This window comes from Phytohabitans houttuyneae, from assembly GCF_011764425.1.
GTDB lineage: Bacteria > Actinomycetota > Actinomycetes > Mycobacteriales > Micromonosporaceae > Phytohabitans > Phytohabitans houttuyneae.
The window spans coordinates 1,631,945-1,648,860 of sequence record NZ_BLPF01000003.1 but is presented as its reverse complement, the minus strand read 5'-3'; the positions used below and the strand labels follow the sequence as shown (position 1 = coordinate 1,648,860).

Here is a 16,916-nt window from a genome sequence, read left to right as displayed (position 1 = left end):
GCCCGCGCCGCCACCAGGAACGTTGCCAGGTGTCCGGCCATCACCACCGCCGAGGAGAGCAGGATGCCGGGCCACACGTGGCGGGCGAGCAGGCCGCGGCGGATGTCGGCGGCGGCGGCGCCGAGCGCGCGGGTGACCGGCGACCTGCCGCGGCCCCTGCGGGCCCGGAGGACGAGCGCGGCGGTCAGCGCGGCCGCGAGCACGACGGCGGCCGCGGCCTCGACGAGCTGGTTGCGGGGCACGATCGGCGACGGGACCACCAGCAGCACCGACAGGCCGACCACGACGAACACGGCCGTGCCGGCGGAGCGCTCGAGCACGACGGCGCGCACGCCGCGGGCGACGTCGCCGGTGTCGCGGCCGTTGCGCACGGCGCGGTGCACGTCGCCGAGGATGCCGCCGGGCAGCGCGGCGTTGAGGAAGAGCGCGCGGTAGTAGTCGGCGACCGCGCCGCGCAGCGGGAGGCGGATGCCGAGGCCGCGCGCGACGAGGCACCACCGCCACGCGCTGAGCACGGTCGTGAGCAGGCCGATGCCGAGGGCGGCGAGGAGCGTGCTGCCGTCGATCACGGCCAGCCCGTCGAGGAACGCGCCGGTGCCGAGGCGCCACACCAGGGCGCCCAGGATGGCCAACCCGCCGAGCACCTTGACCCAGGCCCACACCGACCGCGACACGCCACTCTCCCTCACCGAGGTCTTCCCGCTGAGATACGGCGGAAGGCCCGGAAAGGGTTCATCCGGGAAATGCCACGATGTCGCGGTGGTCGACCACCGCGCGCAGCTCACCCGCCGCGATGGCGTCCAAACGCCGGATGAGGTACCCGTCCGCGGCCTCGCCGAGCGCGGACTGCTGCTCGACCGCCGCGGCGACCCACCCGCGCAGCCACTCGGCGGCCAGCCCCGCCTCGTCGGGGCCGAGCCGCCACGGGCTGGGCCGCGAGAGCAGCTCGGCGCCGTGCCGGGCGAAGGCCTCGGCCGCGACGCCGGGCGCGTCGGGTCCCAGCAGGGTGCGGCTGCCGTGCACGCGGCGCTGGTGGCTGTTGAAGGCGGCTTCGAACTCGGCGTCGAGCGGGTCGGCGGGTGACAGCTCCACCCGCCCGGCCACCGACAGCGTGAGCAGCGCGGGGGTGCCCGTCGCCACGCACGCCGCCGCCAGCCTGTCGACCTCCTCGGCCGTGAGCAGGTCGAGCAGGGCGGAGGCGGTGACGAGCGAGGCGCCGGCCAGGTCCGCGGCGTCGAGGGAGGTCACGTCGCTCTTGCGCGTCTCGACGGTGACCATCGGAAACCGCGCCATGCCGGCCGCCGCGAGCGCGAGCAGCGCGGGGTCGTGGTCGTGCATCACCCAGTGCTGCGGCCCGCCGAGGCGCGGGGCCAGCCAGCGCCCCATCGACCCGCTGCCGGCGCCGAGGTCGCGGATGACCGGACGGGTGGTGCCGACCAGGTGCGCGCGGAGGGGATCCAGCAGCTCGGCGGCGCGGGCGGCGGCGTCGGCCGGCTCCCGCAGCGCCAGCCACGCCGGGCTGAACTCGCTCAACATGCCTCCCTCGTCACAGCGCCTCCAGCGCGCCGGCGAGCGCCCGCGCGGTCACGTCCCAACCGTCCAGTGTGGACCGTCGGGCGGCGGCCGCGGTGCGCAGGTCGGACCGTACCTCGGGCCGGGTCAGCCAGCTACGCAGCGCGCCGGCCAGCGCGTCCGGATCGCCGGGCGGAACCAGCATTCCCGGCCGTGCCCCGTCCGGCGCGCGGCCCAGCGCCTCCGCCACGCCGCCCACCTCGGTGGCCACCACGGGCACGCCCCGCGCGAGGGCCTCGGTCACCACCATGCCGTACGTCTCGGCGCGCGACGGCAGCACCAGCAGGTCCGCCTCCGCGTACCGGGCCTGCAGCGCGGCGCCGCCGAGCGGGCCGGTGAACGTGACCCGGTCGCCGAGCGGGGCGGCGGCCGCCCGGACCCGCGCCGCGTACGCCGGGTCGCGGTCCAGCGCGCCGGTGAACGCGCACGTCCAGTCCAGCGCGCCGAGCGTGGCGAGCGCGGCGACGAGCGTGTCCTGCGCCTTGCGCGGGGTCACCGCGGCGACGCACAGCAGGCGGGAGCCGGTGTCGGTACCCGGTGACAGGGGCGCGGGGTCGACGCCCGGGGCCGCCACGCGCACCCCGTCGAGCCCGTGCAGCGCGGCCAGCCGACGCGCGGCGCCGTCGCTGGTGGCGATGACGGCGGCCGCGGCCCGCAGCGTGCGGCGTTCGCGGGCGTCCAGCTCGGTGTCCCCGGCCTCGTCCACGAGCGGCAGGTGCACGAGCACGGCCACCCGCAGCCGGTCCGCGGCGGGCACGACCACCTCGGGCGCGGCGGCCGCCACCAGGCCGTCCAGCAGCGCGAGGGCGCCGTCGGGCAGCGCGTCGAGCGTCGCGGCCAGGCCGGCGACCTCTGCGGCGTCGGGGCGTGGCCAGCCACCGTCCGCGGGGTGCTCGACCACCCGCCAGCCCAGCGCGGCCAGCTGGGCGCAGGCCCGCCGGTCGTAGTGGTTGCCACCGCTGGGCGCGGCCGGGTCGTCGACCCCGCCGGGCAGCACGACGTGCAGGTCGGTCACAGGGTCCGCTCGTAGGCGGCCCACGCGGCGTGCGACTCGTGCAGCGCGACCGTGATCCCGGCCAGCCCCCGCGCGCCCTCGCCGAGCGCGCCGGCGGCGACCCGGTCGGCGAGGCGGTCCGCGATGACCTTGGCGAGGAACTCGGTGGACGTGTTGACGCCGGCGAACGCGGGCTCGTCGTCGAGGTTGCGGTAGTTCAGCTCACCCAGCACCTCGCCGAGCTGCGCCGTGGCCAGTCCGATGTCGACCACGATGTTGTCGGCGTCGAGCTCGGGCCGGCGGAACGTCGCGTCCACCACGAACGTCGCGCCGTGCAGCCGCTGCGCCGGGCCGAACACCTCGCCGCGGAAGCTGTGCGCGACCATGATGTGGTCCCGGACGGTGATGCTGAACAAACCCTCAACCTCCTGGGTCGGTGTCGTACCGGACGAGGTGGCACAGGGCCGGCACCTCGCCGCTGGCCAGCTTCGGCAGCAGGGCGGGCAGCTCGTCGAATGTGGACTCGCCGGTCAGCAGCGCGTCGAAGGCCGGGTCGGCGAGCAGCTCCAGCGCCAGGGCGAGCCGGTCCGCGTAGGTGCGCCGCCCCTTCTGCGCCGGCGACACCGTGCCGACCTGGCTGCCGCGGACGGTCAGCCGGCGGGAGTGGAAGTGCTCGCCGAGGGGGATGGTGACCGCGCTGTCCCCGTACCAGCTCAGCTCCACCACCGTGCCCTCCGGGGCGAGCAGCTCCAGCGAGCGGGCCAGCCCGGCGGAGGTGGCGCTGGCGTGGATGACCAGGTCGCGGGCGCCGGCCGCGTCCTCGGGCGAGGCGAAGTCGACACCGAGCGCGGCGGCGGTACCGGCGCGGGCCGGATCGGCGTCGACGAGCTGCACCCGCGCGCCGGGGAAGCGGGCCAGCACGGCCGCGACGCAGCAGCCGACCATCCCGCCGCCGACCACCGCGATCCGGTCGCCGACCAGCGGCGCGGCGTCCCACAGCGCGTTCACCGCGGTCTCCACCGTGCCGGCCAGGACCGCCCGCCGCGCCGGCACCGCCTCGGGCACCGGGGTCACCGCGGACGCCGGGACGACGTAGCGCGTCTGGTGCGGGTACAGGCAGAAGACCGTGCGCCCGCGCAGCTCGTCGGGTCCTTCCTCGACGGTCCCGACGTTGAGGTAGCCGTACTTGACCGGCGCCGGGAAGTCGCCCTCCTGGAAGGGCGCGCGCATCGCCGCGTGCTGGCTGTGCGGCACGCCGCCGCGGAAGACGAGCGTCTCGGTGCCCCGGCTCACGCCCGACCAGAGCGCGCGCACGACCACCTCGTCCGGACCGGGTGGATCGAGGGTGACGGGGCGGATCTCACCGGCGCCGGGAGACCCGAGCCAGAACGCTCGACCACGGAGCGTCATGGATCTCCTTCCGCGACACGGTGAACCAAACCGGCCCGTTTCCCGTTTTCCAGACCGTGGGCCTTGGTAACCATACGTGGTGGGGCCCTACCCGCCCAGACAACTACGGAGGAACGTTGACCGTCAGCGACCGGCCCCTCGAAACCACACCAGCCGTCGAAGGGCATACCGCGGGCCTGGCGGTGCAGTTCGTCCTGCTCGGCATGCTGGCCGCGGGCGTCGGCCTGAACACGGCCGGCTGGGCGGTCGGCGTCGTCTTCGCCGCCGGCACCTGGGTCCTGCTCGGCCGCGCCCTCCGCCGTTCCGGCACCACGTTCCTCGGCCCGGCCAACCAGGTCACGCTCGCCCGCGCCACGCTGGTCGGCGGCGTGGCGGCGCTGGCCGCGGACTGGCTCACCGGGCACGCGGTACCCGTCGCGGTCTTCGTCACGCTGGCCGCCGTGGCGCTCGCGCTCGACGCCGTCGACGGGCAGGTGGCCCGCCGCACGAACAGCACCTCGGCGCTCGGGCCCGCTTCGACATGGAGGTCGACGCGATCCTCATCCTCGTGCTGAGCGCGGTGGTCGCGCAGTCGCTCGGCGTGTGGGTGCTGGCGATCGGCGCGTTCCGGTACGCGTTCGTGGTGGCGAGCTGGGCGCTGCCGTGGCTGCGGGCCGCGCTGCCGCACCGCCTGTCGCGCAAGGTGGTCGCCGCGATCCAGGGCATCGTGCTGGCGGTGGCCAGCTCCGGGCTGCTGCCGTACCCGCTGGCGATGGCCGTCGTGGGCACGGCGCTGGCGCTGCTGGTCTGGTCCTTCACCCGCGACGTGGCCTGGCTGTGGAGCGCCCACCAGTTCCGCCGCCACGTGCTGGCCGGCGTGAACCTGCCTCAGGTGGTGGTGCCGGAGGGCGCCGGCGGAAACGCGCCGCGCAGCATCGGGGGAAACAGGGTCCTGGCCGCGCCGCGGCGGTAGAGCGCGGCCGGGCGGCCGGTCGAAAGGACCCGCCGCTCGCCGGTCGGCTCCAGGAAGTCGTCCGCGGTGGTGACCTTGCGGTGGAAGTTGCGGGCGTCGATCGACACGCCCCACACCACCTCGTACACCCGGCGCAGCTCGGACATCGTGAAGACCTCGGGGCAGAAGGCCGTGGCGAGCGTCGTGTACTCCAGTTTGGACCGCGCGCGGTCGACCGCGTGCACGACGATCTCGCGGTGGTCGAAGGCGAGCGCGACCGTGCCGGCCAGGACCGAGGCCACCGGCTGCCAGCGGGCGGCGCGGGCGTCGCTGCCGCCGACCGGCACCGGAAGGTCGGGCGCGATCGCCAGGTAGGCGATGGTGACGACCCGGCCGCGGGGGTCGCGCTCCGGCGCGGCGAACGTGCGCAGCTGCTCGAGGTAGAGGCCGCCGCCGTCGAGCGCGGTCTCCTCGGCCAGCTCGCGGCGGGCGGCGGGCTCGGCGTCCTCGTGCTCCCGGATGAACCCGCCGGGCAGCGCCAGCGTCCCGCGGAACGGCTCGATGCCGCGCTCGACGAGGAGCACCTGGAGCTGGTCGTCGCGGATCGTCAGCACGACCACGTCGACGGTCACGGCCACCCCGGTCACGGTCGCCATGCTAGCTTATCGTCGCCGTGACGCGAATGCGCCGCTCAGGACGCGTACACCTCCAGTTCGGAGAGCTGCCCCGCCGGCCAGCCGGTGTTGGCGGTGACGTGTATCCGCACGTAGCGCGCGGTCTCCGGGGTGAACGTGAGCGTCACGGTGTTGCCGGTCGCCGGGTTGAAGGTACGCCCGGCGGAGGCGACCAGCGTCGTGAAGCTCGTGCCGTTGGCGCTGCCCTGTACCGAGAGCGTCTGCGTCCGGGTGGCCCAGGCGGCGGCCGGCGGGAGCTTCAGCACCACGCGGCCCACCGCGAGGGCCGAGCCGAGGTCGGCCTGTATCCACTGTGGAAACGCGTTGTTCGCGCTCTCCCAGTAGCTGCCCGCGTTGCCGTCGAGCGCGTTGCCCGGCCCGAAGCTCTGGGTCTGGCTGCTCGCGCTCGCCGGCCGCCCCGCCGCCAGGTTGCCGCCCGGCTGCGGCGGCGGGTCGGTGGGCTGGCCGTCGGCCGCGTACACCTCGACGGCGGCGAGCTGGGCGGCCGGCCAGCCGGTGTTCGCCGTGACGGTGACCCGCACGTAGCGCGCGCTCGTCGCCGGGAACGTCAGCGTCACCGTGTTGCCGGACGCGGGGTCGAAGACCCGCCCGGCCGAGGCGACCAGCGTCGTGAACGTCGAGCCGTTGGCGCTGCCCTGCACCGACAGCGTCTGCGTGCGCGCGCCCCAGCCCGCGGGCAGCCTGAGCACCACCCGGTTGACCGACGCGGCCGTGCCGAGGTCGACCTGCAGCCACTGTGGGAACGCGCCGTTGACGCCCTCCCAGTAGGTGCCGCCGTTGTTGTCCACCGCGTTGGCGGCGACGAAACCGCCGTTCTGGCTGCTGGCCGACGCGGGCCGCCCGGCCGCCAGGTCGCCGCCGGGCTGCGGGCCGGGTCCCCCTCCGGCGACCGGTGGCGTGGGGCGCACCGCGGTGAGCGCGAGCTGGCCCTTGAGCATCCGGCCGCCGTCCGCGGTGATCCGCAGGTAGTAGTCGGAGGAGCAGAACGTGCCGTCCTCGTCGAGCGGCCGGATCCCGCTGCCGGCCGGCACGGTCGCCGCGGTCTCGGCCGTCTTGGCGATCTGGTTGCCCTCGTTGTACTCGTCGAACATCGAGATGTAGATGCCCTGGCAGCCGACCCGCACCATGTTGTAGAAGTGCCGCCAGTAGAAGTCGCCGTGCCGGCGGGCCCCGGTGGACAGGTCGCCGGGCATCACGCAGGGCTGGTAGTCGATGCCGTGGGCGTTGCAGTCGGCCTGGTCGGGCACGTTGACGTTGGTGTAGAACCAGTCCAGCCCGTCGAGCGTGCCGGTGCGGCCCACCATCCACGGCGAGATCATGTTGAACGCGTGGTACACGTCGAGGAAGCCCGGCCGGGAGTCGTTGATGCCCTGCCGCCAGTACGTGGGCACGCCGCCGATCACGTAGCAGCCCTGCGCCTTGAACCAGTTGACCACCTCGAGGCAGGGTGCCGGCGCGAACGGGCGGCCCGAGTCGTTGAAGCCGAAGCCCCAGATGCACACCACGGGCTTGCCGTTCTGCCGGGCGTACGCCGGTGACGCGGTGTGCGCCGACATCTTTGTCGTCCAGTCGGTCTTGAGCTCGGACTGCATGTTCGTCCAGCTCGTAACGTCGTACATGATGTAGAACTTGCGCCCGGTCCGCTCCGCGGCGCCGCGCACCTTCACCGCCATGGCGTCCCGCGTGGGGCCTTCGTCGCCGAACGGGTTGAACCGCTGCAGCGCCGCGGTGTCGCAGCCGTTCTCCTGCATCCACCGGAAGTGGGTGTCGACGGTCTGCTGGTCGTACGAGGAGAACAGCTGTGCCGGCTGCCCGTTGCCGAGGTTCGGGTACGCCGTCGGGTAGCCCCGCGTGATCTCCCGCATGTCCGGCCACGAGACGATCGTGGTGTTGCTCGGCGAGGGCGGCTGGAAGCGGTCGCGGCTCCAGTGCCACCAGCCGCCGATCGGCGCGCCGTCGCCGGGGCAGGCGAACCACCCCTGGTAGCCGACGGAGATCTTTCCCACCACGTCGCCGGGCGGGCTGGCGGCGCTGGCCGCGCTGGTCAGGGCGGAGACGACCTCGGTGGTCGACACGGCGGCCAGGGCGGAGCCGGCGGCCACGGACGTCACGAAGGTGCGGCGCGAAACAGCCATGTCAGGCTCCTCGAGGGGCGGGGGATCGACGGCCATCGTGCCAGGACCCGACGCATCCCCGCAATAGTTGAATCGAAACTCGAAATCTTGCGACAATCTCGCCGTAAGAATCGATGGACGCTGCCGGGAATCATGGGCGGCCCCCTCGCGTTCCGTATGCCGCGACGGCTCCGGCGAGATACCGGAGACACGCGATAGTGAAACGCCAGGTGGAAAGAGGACGATGATGAAGGTTCGTAGCTCGCTACGTTCGCTGGCCCGCAAGCCCGGCGCGGTGGTGGTCCGCCGCGGCGGCCGGGTCCGCGTGATCAACCGGCGCGACCCCCGGTGGAACGGCCGCCAGGGCTGACGCCGGCGACCCTGAGGGAGGGCACGTGACGCAGTCGCCGTGGAGTGTTGCGGTGGTCGGGCCGGGTGGCGTGGGAGGTCTGGTCGGCGCGGTGCTGACCCGGGCCGGCCACCCCGTGGTGTACGTGGCGCGGCCGCAGACCGCGGCCGCGCTGACCGCCGGCGGACTTTCCGTGACAAGCCCCCAGTACGGAGACTTCCACGTGCCCGCCGTCGCGGAGCACAAGCTCGCCGCGCCGGTCGACCTGTGCGTGATCGCGACCAAGGCCACCGACCTCGACGCCGCCCTCGACGGGGTGCCCGCGGAGGCGCTCGGCGCCGGCCTGGTGCTGCCGCTGCTCAACGGCGTCGACCACGTCGCCGCGCTGCGCGAGCGCTTTCCAGCCGCCCAGGTGCTCGCCGGTGCCATCCGGGTCGCCTCCGCGCGGACCGCGCCCGGCCAGATCGCGCACACCACCCCCTTCTGCAAGATCGAGGTGGCCGGCGACAACACCGCCCGCGAGCGCCTCGACACCCTCGCCGGGCAGCTGAACGCGGCCGGCATCGAAACGGCGGTGCGCGACTCCGAGGCCGCCGTGCTCTGGGACAAGCTCGCCTTCCTGGCGCCGCTGGCGCTGCTCACCACCGCCAACGGCGCGACCACCGGCGAGGTGCGGGACAAGTACCGCCCGGACCTGGAGGCCGTCATCGGCGAGGTGGTGGCGGTGGCACACGCCGCGGGCGCGACAGCGGACGCCGGCGCGGTCCTCGCGCTCTTCGACGGCGCGCCACCGGCGATGAAGTCCTCGATGCAGCGCGACGTCGAGGCCGGCCGCCCGGCCGAGGTCGACGCGATCGGCGGCGCCGTGCTCCGCGCGGCGGCGGCCCACGGCGTCGACGTGCCGGTGACCACCCGGTTGGTCGAGGACCTGCGCGAGCGCGGCGTCTGACCGTCGCCCGCGCGGATGGGCGGCCGCGGCAGCGCTCAGGCGGCGTGGCCGCGGACCGCCCACGCGCGTGCGGTCAGCTCGATCGCACCGTCCGGGTTGGACGGCAGGCGGTCGCGGAGCAGGTCGCGCACCGCGTCGCGGCGCTCTTCGCCGAGCGACATCGCGTACGCCGGCGCGGCGCCCTGCCCGCCCAGGAACGGCTCCCAGTAGTCCTCGAAGCTCGTGAACACGGTGGGGATGTCGATCGCCTCGACGCAGACGTCCACGAGGCCCGCGTCCATCCACAGTGCACGCAGCGGGCCTGGCCGGCAGACCGGAAACCGGCGGCCCTCGTCGAGCTCGGCGCCGTCCGGGTCGAGGGCGGCCGCCGCGTCCCAGAAGTGGCGCATCAGCTGCATGCCCTCGGCGTAGTCCCACACGTACGCGGCGACGACGCCGCCGGGCGCGGCGACCCGCGCGAACTCGGCGGCCGCCAGCTCCGGCTCGGGCACGAAGTTGACCGCCAGGCCGCTCACCACCGCGTCGAAGCGGTCGTCCGGCAGCGGCAGTGCGCGCGCGTCACCGGTCAGAAAGGACACCCGCGGGTCGGCGAGCTGGGCGTGCGCGGTCGCCAGGAAGCCGTCCGACGGGTCGACGCCGGCCACCTCGGCCGGGTCGGTGAGCGTCAGCACCGTCGCGCTGAGCGCGCCGGTGCCGCACCCCACGTCGAGCCACCGCCGCCCGGCCGGGACGTCGAGCCACCGGACGAACGTCGCCGCCACCCGCCGGCTCCACCGCCCCACGTACGCCTCGTACGCGTCTCCGCGCGCCCACACCTCGCGTGCCACGCCGCCCAGCCTATGCCCGAAGCGGCCGCGCCATCGCCAACCTGGGGGACCCTAGCGCCGCCGGCCGTTCAGCAGCAGCGCGACGCAGAGCAGCGCGAACGAGCCGGTGGTCAGCACGACCCGGACCCAGTTGAAGGCACGCCACCGGGCCTCGTCGAAGTCGCGGCGCACCTGGGCCAGGTCGCTGATGCTGTCCGGCGCGCCGGCCGACTTGATGGCGTCGTTGAGCGGCACGTTCACCGCCATCGTGATGATCACGACGACCAGGTACAGCGCGAACGCGACCGCGATCCACGGCAGCGCGCGCCGGCCGGCGGCGCCGAGGTGCAGCGCCCCGGCCAGCCCGGTGAGGATGAGCGCGCCGAAGAAGAACGTCATGAACAGCGGGTTGATGATGGCCCGGTCGATCTGCTGGAACGCCCCGACAAAGGTGCGGTCGTCGGTTTTGCCCAGTCCGGGCATGATCGTGTTCGCGTACAGGCCGAAGACGCCGGTGATGACACCGGTGGTCATGGTGGCCAGGACGAGCACGATCCCGGCGAGCAGCGAGGGGCCGGCGGCCTGTTCGGCGGCCACCTGGTACGAGGCGGGAGCGTTCACCCCGCCATCACACCACAGCCCTCCTTTCATGATCCTTTCATTTGCCCACGTCAGCGCGGGGTCGGGGACGATCAGGGCTCGGTGCCGCCGACGCGGACGCCGTCGAGGTACACGGTCACCCTCGCGGTGTTGGCGTACGAGGGCGCGTTCGGCGACCAGCTGTAGTCGTTCGACTCGGTGAACGCGCTCTGGTCGCGCTTGGCCACCCGCAGCTGCACCGGCCCGGTCACCGACGAGCCGCCCAGGATGCCCGCCGCGCCCGTGAAACCGACCTCGAGGTAGGCGTCGGCGCGCGGCCGGGGCGTCGCCAGCGTCACGACGCGTCTGGTCACCGCGCCGCACCCGACCGCCGCGGAGTCGCACCAGGTCTGGAAGGACGGCGCGCCGCCGTCGCGGGTGAACCAGTAGCGCAGCTTGAGCCGGGACAGGGCGATCGGCGTCGTGGTGGTGTTGGCCAGGCGCAGGCCCGGCCGGATCAGGCCGTCGGTGGGCGCCCAGTCGAGGTTGAGGTACTGGGCGACGAGCGGCGGGCCGCCCGGACGCTGGGCGGTCACCACGGTCACGGCCGGCGACGGCGGCGACTCGCGTCCGGCCGCGTCCCGGGCCCGCACGGTGAAGCGGTACTCGCCGGCCGGGTTCAGCCCGGTGACGGTCACCGAGGGACCGGTGGACGTGGCGGCCTTGTAAACGACGTCGGTGTGCTGCGCCCACACGTCGTACCCGGTCACGCCCACGTCGTCTGTGGACGGTGCCCAGCGCAGCCCGACGGACGTGTCGGTCACCCCGGTCACCTGCGGCTGGCCCGGCGCGGTCGGCGGCTGGCTGTCCACAGGGGAGCGCGGCAGCACGAAGAGCGTGACCGAGTCGGCCGGGTACGTGTGCGTGAAGCCGGCGTCGGCCGCCCCGCTCGGCATCAGCGCCACGGGCTGGTCCGGCGCGCGGGTGATGGCGGTGAGGTCGGCGGCACCGTACCGGTAGACCTGCGCCGTGCCCCCACGGCGGCCGAACATCCGCAGCTGGCTGGTCAGCTCCGTGCCGCTCTTGTTGACAACCATGAGCGTGAGCGCGCCGTCGGCGGTGCGCTCCGCGCCGTACACCGAAAGCTTTTCCTGGTCGGCGCTGGTGGCGCGGACGTTGACGTCGCCGAACCGGCCGCCGCTCCCGTCGTAGTTGCGGTACATGCGGAAGGCGTACGCGCCGGGCTCGCCCGCGGCCGGCGGCGCCCACAGCGTGGCCAGGTCGAGGCCCTCGCGGCCGAAGATGCCCAGGACGTCGGCCTGGGTGAGCGCGCCGTTGATGTGCCCGAGCGCACCCCAGTTGTACTCGGTGATCGCCGTCTTGGTGCCCGGGTAGTTGGCGGCGACGAGCTCGCGCATGCGCGGCACGAGGCGCACCTGCGTGTTGATCCAGCTCTCGTCCACGTAGGACGGATCCCACAGCGCGCGGGTGGAGCGCAGCCGCAGCGCGTTCGTCGCCGGGTCGGTGCCGCTGCCGAACGCGACGCCGGAGGCCTGAGGGTAGAAGTGCATGTCGAAGTAGTCCAGGACGCGGACGCCGTGCGCCTGCTCGTAGTCCCGCATCTGCCGCAGGTACCAGGTGGTGAACGGCAGCCCGTCGCGCGCCGGGCGGTCCGGCGGGTTTGCCCAGCAGCCGGTGCGGCCGCAGGTCTCCTGGTCCAGGCCGGAGTGATCCCACGACGTCCAGCCCCAGCCGACCGGGCCGAGCGTCGCGGCGGAGGGGTCGGCGGCCTTCACGGCGGCGCCGATCGCGTACGCCTGGTCGCGCAGCTCCGCCGAGCTCGCGCCGGTGGGGTGCACGTCGCGGTGGGTGCTGTGCCAGATGTCCGGCTCGTTGTCGAGGTTGTAGAACTTCACCCCGCCCTCGGCCGCGGTGCCGTACTTGGCGGTGAGGTGCGAAAGCCACGCCGTCACGTACTCCGGACCGACCGGCACGCTCGTGTCCCGCGGGTCGTTGCCGGTGACCGGGGTACCGTCCGGGCGCACGCCGTTTCCGCAGTCCGGCCGCCACTCGTCGGTGCGCTCCTGCGGGCCGTACTTGGCGACCGAGAAGCCGCACGAGCCGTCGCGCGCCTTCGGCGCCCACCCGATCAGCGGCAGCGTGAGGATGCTGTCGGTGCCGGTCCGCCGGTCCTGCTCGACGAACTCGTCGGTGGACGAGCCGTCCGGCAGCGCCGCCGGGTCCGCGTTCTCCTCGGCGATGTTTTCGAAGAACCAGTCCGAGGCGCGGTTCGTGGTGTCGTACGCGTAGTGGTAGCGGGTGGTCGCGTTGCCGCCCCAGCGCCGCACCGGCAGGTCGAGCTCGTCCGCGAGGGCCTCGTCGGCGAAGTTCATGCCGTAGACGTGCGGGCTGATCGGGTGCCGGTCGTTGGTGAGGTCGACGAAGAGGGCCGGCCCGTCGGCCGCCGCGGCGGGTGGCGTCGCGACGAAGGCACCGGTGGTGGCGAGCAGCGTCGCGGCGGCGAGCGGGAGGAGTCTTGTGCGCACAGGAGTCCCCGAGGTGTGAAAGGCGCCCCGGGCGCGCGGGCCCCGGGCATGCGGACGGTGGGCGGGCACCTGCCGCGGTGCCGTGGGTCCAGCCCGGACCCGGTCACGCTATCGCCACGTGGCGTGACCGGTCAATGACAAACGTCGATCCCGTTGCTCATCCCCGCCGGTACTGCTCCCACCACGTGAAGGGGACGCGGTAGGCGGTGGGCGTGTCGTCGGCCGCGTGGTTGGCCAGCCCGTTGCGGCCGAAGTAGTGGTCGTGCACCTGGTTGCGGGCGGCCTGGGCGAGGTCCGGGTCGGAGACGGCGACGGCGTGGATGTGGTACGGCCAGTCGCCCTGGGACGGGTTGCGCAGCCAGGCGGCGAAGCCGACCGTGCGCAGCGCCCGCACCGCCTGCCAGCGTTGCGTGGTGGTCAGGCTCGTCACCGAGATGTCGACGACCCCGCCGCCGTCGTGGGTGCCGGCGGAGCTGGGGTTCGACGACGTGTACGAGCCCTGGCTGAGCACCAGGCCGAAGGAGAGCGTGGCGTCGGCGGCGGCGAGCATGTCGCGGGTGCGGGTGTTGACCCGGCGGCCGCCGTACGTGTCGGTGCGGGAGCCGGTGGACACGGCCCTGGTCACCGTGAACCGGCCCTCGCCGAGCCGGGTCAGCGACGTGGGTCCGGGAATGCCGTTGGCGTCGAGGCCGGTGTAGCCGAGCGACCGCTGCCAGGCCGCGTAGGCCGAGACCGTCGAGGTGCCGAAGTGGCCGTCGACGGCGCCGGCGGAGAGCAGGCCCTTGGCGTTCAGCGCGGCCTCGACCTCGCGCACGTGGCCACTCGCGCCGGGGGTGAGGCCGGTGTCGGGCTTCGGCGGGTCGACCTGCGCGGCGAGCAGGACCAGCTCCATGTCGACGGCCGGCAGCGCGGACGCCCGGCCGGCGAAGATCGCGTTGGCGCCGGCGGCCGCCGCCGCGACGGTCAGGCCGCGGGCGAGCAGCCATCGCCTCGTCCGGCCGGTCAGGGGAAGTGGCAGCGCCATGTCGAGCTCCGTTCCGTATCCACCGACACCGATGGAGTGAATCTACGGCCCGCACCCGCCCTTTGGCAAAAACTTTCTCCCGCGACGTGATCGACGAAGAGTATTGACACCGTGGGTCGTGGGCTTGCCGACCGCGGAGGGTGAGGCCCCTAGACCGGGGGAGCGGTGCCCGGCGGGAAGCCGGTCCAGCGAAGGCGCTGCGGCAGGTGGCTCAGGTCGTTGAAGGCGACCAGCGCCGGTGGCCGGTCCGGGCGGTAGAGGATCGTGGTCAGGCCGGTGTTGGCCGCGTTCAGGCCGATCCACCGCGCGTCCGGCGCGGACAGGGCGTGCCGCACGAACCAGGCGACCGTGAAGCTGTGCGTGATGATCAGCTCGTGTGGCGGGCCGTCGGGGTGGGCGTGCCGGGCGATGGCGGCGGCGGCCAGTTCGGCGCCGTGCGCGTACTCGTCGGGGGTGACCCCGGCCAGGAAGCGGGCGTACGGCTCGGGCAGCGCCGCCGGGTCCGGCACCGGCGGGACGTAGTCGCCGGCCTCCGGTGCCGCGTGGACGGGGACGCCGGGCAGGTGGGCGGCGACGATCGCGGCGGTCTGCGCGGCGCGCGGCAACGGTCCATGGTGGACGGCCGCGACCGGCAGGCGGGACAGCCGGCGGCCCAGCAGCGTGGCCTGCTCGCGGCCGTCCGGGCTCAGGTCGCCGTCGTCGACCGCGTCGCCGTGCCGGGCGAGGTGCAGGAAGCGGTGCGCCGCCATCAGTCCAGCCACCAGGTGAGCGCGTCGCGGCCCAGGGGAGTGGCGGTCATCAGCGGGAGTGCCAGGGCGGTCGCGGCCGCCACCAGCAGCACGCGCCACGCGGTGCGGCCGGCGGCGGGGGTCACGGTGCGGCGGCTGGCCACGAGCAGGGGGACGGAGAGGCCGAGCAGGCCGGGGCTGGCCAGGAAACCCAGCAGGAACAGCAGGCTGACCAGGCTGTACCCCCAGGCGAACGGGTTGAGCGGGCCGACGCCGAACGGCACCAGATCCTTCGGGTCGTAGGCGCCGCCGAGCATGCCCTGGCGGTCGCCGCCGCTGGTGGCCAGGCGGGTCAGGTAGAGGGCGACGACGAAGCACCAGGCGCCGGCGAACGCCAGGTGCGCCGTGGCCGCCGACCACAGGCCGAGCCGCCACGGCTGCACGCCGCGGCCCGGGCGGGGTGGCAGGGCGGCGGCGAGCGCGGCCACCAGCAGCCACGCGCCGGCGAACAGGCTCAGCGGCTGCGCCCGGCTCAGCGCGACCGCCGGGAACATCGCGTCCATCGTGGACCATCCGCCGGCCGCGGTCGCGGCCACGCCGTGGTAGGCGGTGGAGAGCAGCACCGGCACGCCGGCCAGCAGACCCAGCCCGCCGAACACGACGACCACCGGGCGCAGGCGGCCGTCGTCGCGGCGGCAGCGGCGCAGCGCCCACCCGGCGCAGAGCCACCCGGCGAGCGCGCCGGCCCCGGCCCCGGCCAGGACGAGCGGTGCGAACCAGCCGGGCGCGCGGGTGTGCACGTCGGCCCAGAGTGGCTCGCTCGCGCCGGGATCCAGCGGGTACCCACCGATGTGGACGATCGTCCCGTCGCGGGCGGCCCAGAAGTCGAGCAGGCCGCCGTCGTCGCGGACCGGGGTCACCTCCCAGCCGGCGGCGGCGAGGCGGTCGCGCGCGGCGGCCACCTCGGCCGGTATCGCGCTCGGCGGCACGGCGTACGAGTAGCCGATCCGGGCCGACGCCGGGTCGAACCTGCCCTCCCCGGCCAGGTCGAACGGCTGGTCGTAGTGGAGCGGGTCGCGGACGGGCGGCCGCGCGATCGCGCTGTCGACGGCCGCGCGGGCCGCCGCCAGGTCGGGCGTGGTCGCGGTTGTCCGCCAGGACACCCAGCCGGCGCCGGCCGCGGTGGCGACGGCGGCCAGCAGGGCGACGAGCGTCGCCGCGAGCCCGGGCAGCGGGCCGCGCGGCACGGCCAGCCGGCGGCGCAGGCCGCCGAGCACCAGGTCGAGGGCGTCGCGGGCGGCCGGGCGGCGCTGGCCCGGCCGGGCCGCGTCGAGCAGCGTCGTCAGGATCTCGGTGCCCCGCTCGCGGCGGTAGCGGCGGGGGTAGGCCAGCAGCAGCCTGCGGTAGGCGCGCTCCAGCGCGCTCTCCGTCTCCACCGCGGTCAGCCGATCCCGCCAAAGGCGAACCCGGCGCGGCGCAGCTTGCCGGCGGCCAGCGACGCGTTCGCCCGCAGGCGGGTCACCTCGCGCTCCAGCTCGGCGGCGCCGTGGTCGGTCAGCCGGTAGTAGCGGCGCAGGCGGCCGTCGACCGCCTCCTCGCGGTCGACGGTGAGCAACCCGTCCTCGGTCAGCCGGTCGAGCGCGGCGTAGAGCGTGCCGGCGCGCAGCGACAGCCGCCCCTCGGAAAGGTCGGACACCGCGCGCATCACGCCGTAGCCGTGCAACGGCTCCTCGGCGAGCGCGGTGAGGATGAAGAACGTCGGCTCCTGCATCGCCATGCGGGCAACGTACCGGCCATCGGTATATGCCGTCAATCGGCAGGAGGCTCGGCGCGCTTCGCGGCCCGCGACATCATCGTCGCCCCGCTGGTCAGGGCGCGGCGCCACGGGGGTACGCCGTCGATCTCGATCTGCAGCGAGAAGCTGAGGAACGTCCGGATGAGCACGATCAGCCCCAGGACCCCCACGCTCTCCAGGGTCGGGGTCACCGCGACCGTGCGGATGAGGTCGGCGGCGACCAGCACCTCCAGGCCGAGCAGCAGCGCGCCGCCGAAGAGCTCGCGCAGCGACTGGTACGCCCGCCGGCCGCTCTCGCGCCGCCACACCCGGGCCGCGACCACGACCGACCAGACCAGGCCGACGACCAGCACCGCGGCGCCGATCAGCTCGAAGCCGCGGGCGACGTGCTCCATCAGGTCCTCGAACCCCACGGCGGCACGCT

19 protein-coding genes are annotated in these 16,916 nt (G+C 74.5%); 4 read left to right on the top strand and 15 right to left on the bottom strand.

What is annotated here, in order from left to right; translation table 11 throughout:
• The 5 genes from Phou_RS42465 to Phou_RS42445 all read right to left on the bottom strand — a co-directional run.
• A partial coding sequence (locus Phou_RS42465; RefSeq protein ID WP_173068743.1) for a lysylphosphatidylglycerol synthase domain-containing protein occupies window positions 1-674 on the bottom strand: 674 nt, incomplete at its 3' end.
• 58 nt (window positions 675-732) lie between these two features.
• Window positions 733-1,536, bottom strand: coding sequence for a methyltransferase domain-containing protein (locus Phou_RS42460; RefSeq protein WP_173068740.1), 804 nt, complete (start codon window positions 1,534-1,536; stop codon window positions 733-735).
• Between the two features lie 10 nt (window positions 1,537-1,546).
• Window positions 1,547-2,587 carry a glycosyltransferase family 4 protein gene (locus Phou_RS42455; protein ID WP_218579517.1) on the bottom strand — a complete coding sequence of 347 codons (1,041 nt, stop codon included), beginning with the start codon at window positions 2,585-2,587 and terminating at the stop codon, window positions 1,547-1,549.
• Window positions 2,584-2,982 (bottom strand): 6-pyruvoyl trahydropterin synthase family protein, encoded by a 399-nt coding sequence (locus Phou_RS42450; RefSeq protein WP_173068735.1) that lies wholly within the window; start codon window positions 2,980-2,982, stop codon window positions 2,584-2,586. The genes Phou_RS42455 and Phou_RS42450 overlap by 4 nt, the downstream gene beginning before the upstream one ends.
• A 4-nt stretch (window positions 2,983-2,986) precedes the next feature.
• Complete coding sequence (locus tag Phou_RS42445; protein ID WP_173068732.1) at window positions 2,987-3,976, bottom strand: zinc-dependent alcohol dehydrogenase; 990 nt, start codon at window positions 3,974-3,976, stop codon at window positions 2,987-2,989.
• Between the two features lie 116 nt (window positions 3,977-4,092).
• On the opposite strand from Phou_RS42445, the gene Phou_RS53925 reads away from it, so the two are divergent.
• Entirely contained in the window at window positions 4,093-4,530 is a 438-nt protein-coding gene (locus Phou_RS53925) for a CDP-alcohol phosphatidyltransferase family protein (protein WP_246274389.1), read from the top strand.
• Entirely contained in the window at window positions 4,497-4,928 is a 432-nt protein-coding gene (locus tag Phou_RS53920) for a hypothetical protein (protein ID WP_246274388.1), read from the top strand. The genes Phou_RS53925 and Phou_RS53920 overlap by 34 nt, the downstream gene beginning before the upstream one ends.
• Here the strand turns inward: Phou_RS53920 and Phou_RS42435 are convergent.
• Window positions 4,844-5,563 (bottom strand): NUDIX hydrolase, encoded by a 720-nt coding sequence (locus Phou_RS42435; protein WP_173068729.1) that lies wholly within the window; start codon window positions 5,561-5,563, stop codon window positions 4,844-4,846. The two genes, Phou_RS53920 and Phou_RS42435, sit on opposite strands and share 85 nt — an antisense overlap.
• 35 nt (window positions 5,564-5,598) lie before the next feature.
• Window positions 5,599-7,737 (bottom strand): glycoside hydrolase family 99 protein, encoded by a 2,139-nt coding sequence (locus tag Phou_RS42430; RefSeq protein WP_173068725.1) that lies wholly within the window; start codon window positions 7,735-7,737, stop codon window positions 5,599-5,601.
• Between the two features lie 226 nt (window positions 7,738-7,963).
• Here Phou_RS42430 and Phou_RS42425 point away from each other — a divergent pair, with 226 nt between their 5' ends.
• Window positions 7,964-8,086 carry a 50S ribosomal protein L36 gene (locus Phou_RS42425; protein WP_173068722.1) on the top strand — a complete coding sequence of 41 codons (123 nt, stop codon included), beginning with the start codon at window positions 7,964-7,966 and terminating at the stop codon, window positions 8,084-8,086.
• Between the two features lie 25 nt (window positions 8,087-8,111).
• Window positions 8,112-9,014, top strand: a complete 903-nt coding sequence (locus Phou_RS42420; RefSeq protein WP_173068719.1) for a ketopantoate reductase family protein — start codon at window positions 8,112-8,114, stop codon at window positions 9,012-9,014.
• Between the two features lie 35 nt (window positions 9,015-9,049).
• Here Phou_RS42420 and Phou_RS42415 read toward each other — a convergent pair whose 3' ends face one another.
• The 8 genes from Phou_RS42415 to Phou_RS42380 form a co-directional block, all read right to left on the bottom strand.
• Window positions 9,050-9,841, bottom strand: coding sequence for a class I SAM-dependent methyltransferase (locus Phou_RS42415; RefSeq protein ID WP_246274387.1), 792 nt, complete (start codon window positions 9,839-9,841; stop codon window positions 9,050-9,052).
• Between the two features lie 51 nt (window positions 9,842-9,892).
• Complete coding sequence (locus Phou_RS42410) at window positions 9,893-10,441, bottom strand: anthrone oxygenase family protein (protein ID WP_246274386.1); 549 nt, start codon at window positions 10,439-10,441, stop codon at window positions 9,893-9,895.
• 71 nt (window positions 10,442-10,512) lie between these two features.
• Complete coding sequence (locus Phou_RS42405) at window positions 10,513-12,945, bottom strand: glycoside hydrolase family 44 protein (protein ID WP_173068716.1); 2,433 nt, start codon at window positions 12,943-12,945, stop codon at window positions 10,513-10,515.
• 157 nt (window positions 12,946-13,102) lie between these two features.
• Window positions 13,103-13,969 carry a peptidoglycan-binding domain-containing protein gene (locus tag Phou_RS42400; protein WP_173068713.1) on the bottom strand — a complete coding sequence of 289 codons (867 nt, stop codon included), beginning with the start codon at window positions 13,967-13,969 and terminating at the stop codon, window positions 13,103-13,105.
• A 149-nt stretch (window positions 13,970-14,118) separates the two neighbouring features.
• A complete protein-coding gene (locus Phou_RS42395; RefSeq protein ID WP_246274385.1) occupies window positions 14,119-14,730 on the bottom strand; it encodes a histidine phosphatase family protein in 612 nt (203 codons plus the stop codon).
• A complete protein-coding gene (locus tag Phou_RS42390) occupies window positions 14,718-16,133 on the bottom strand; it encodes a hypothetical protein (RefSeq protein ID WP_173068710.1) in 1,416 nt (471 codons plus the stop codon). Before Phou_RS42390 ends, Phou_RS42395 begins: the two co-directional genes overlap by 13 nt.
• Window positions 16,134-16,138: 5 nt before the next feature.
• Window positions 16,139-16,468: a PadR family transcriptional regulator gene (locus Phou_RS42385; protein WP_173069201.1), complete on the bottom strand. Its 330-nt coding sequence runs from the start codon at window positions 16,466-16,468 to the stop codon at window positions 16,139-16,141.
• A 38-nt stretch (window positions 16,469-16,506) separates the two neighbouring features.
• Complete coding sequence (locus Phou_RS42380; protein WP_173068707.1) at window positions 16,507-16,905, bottom strand: DUF1622 domain-containing protein; 399 nt, start codon at window positions 16,903-16,905, stop codon at window positions 16,507-16,509.
• Window positions 16,906-16,916: the final 11 nt, after the last annotated feature.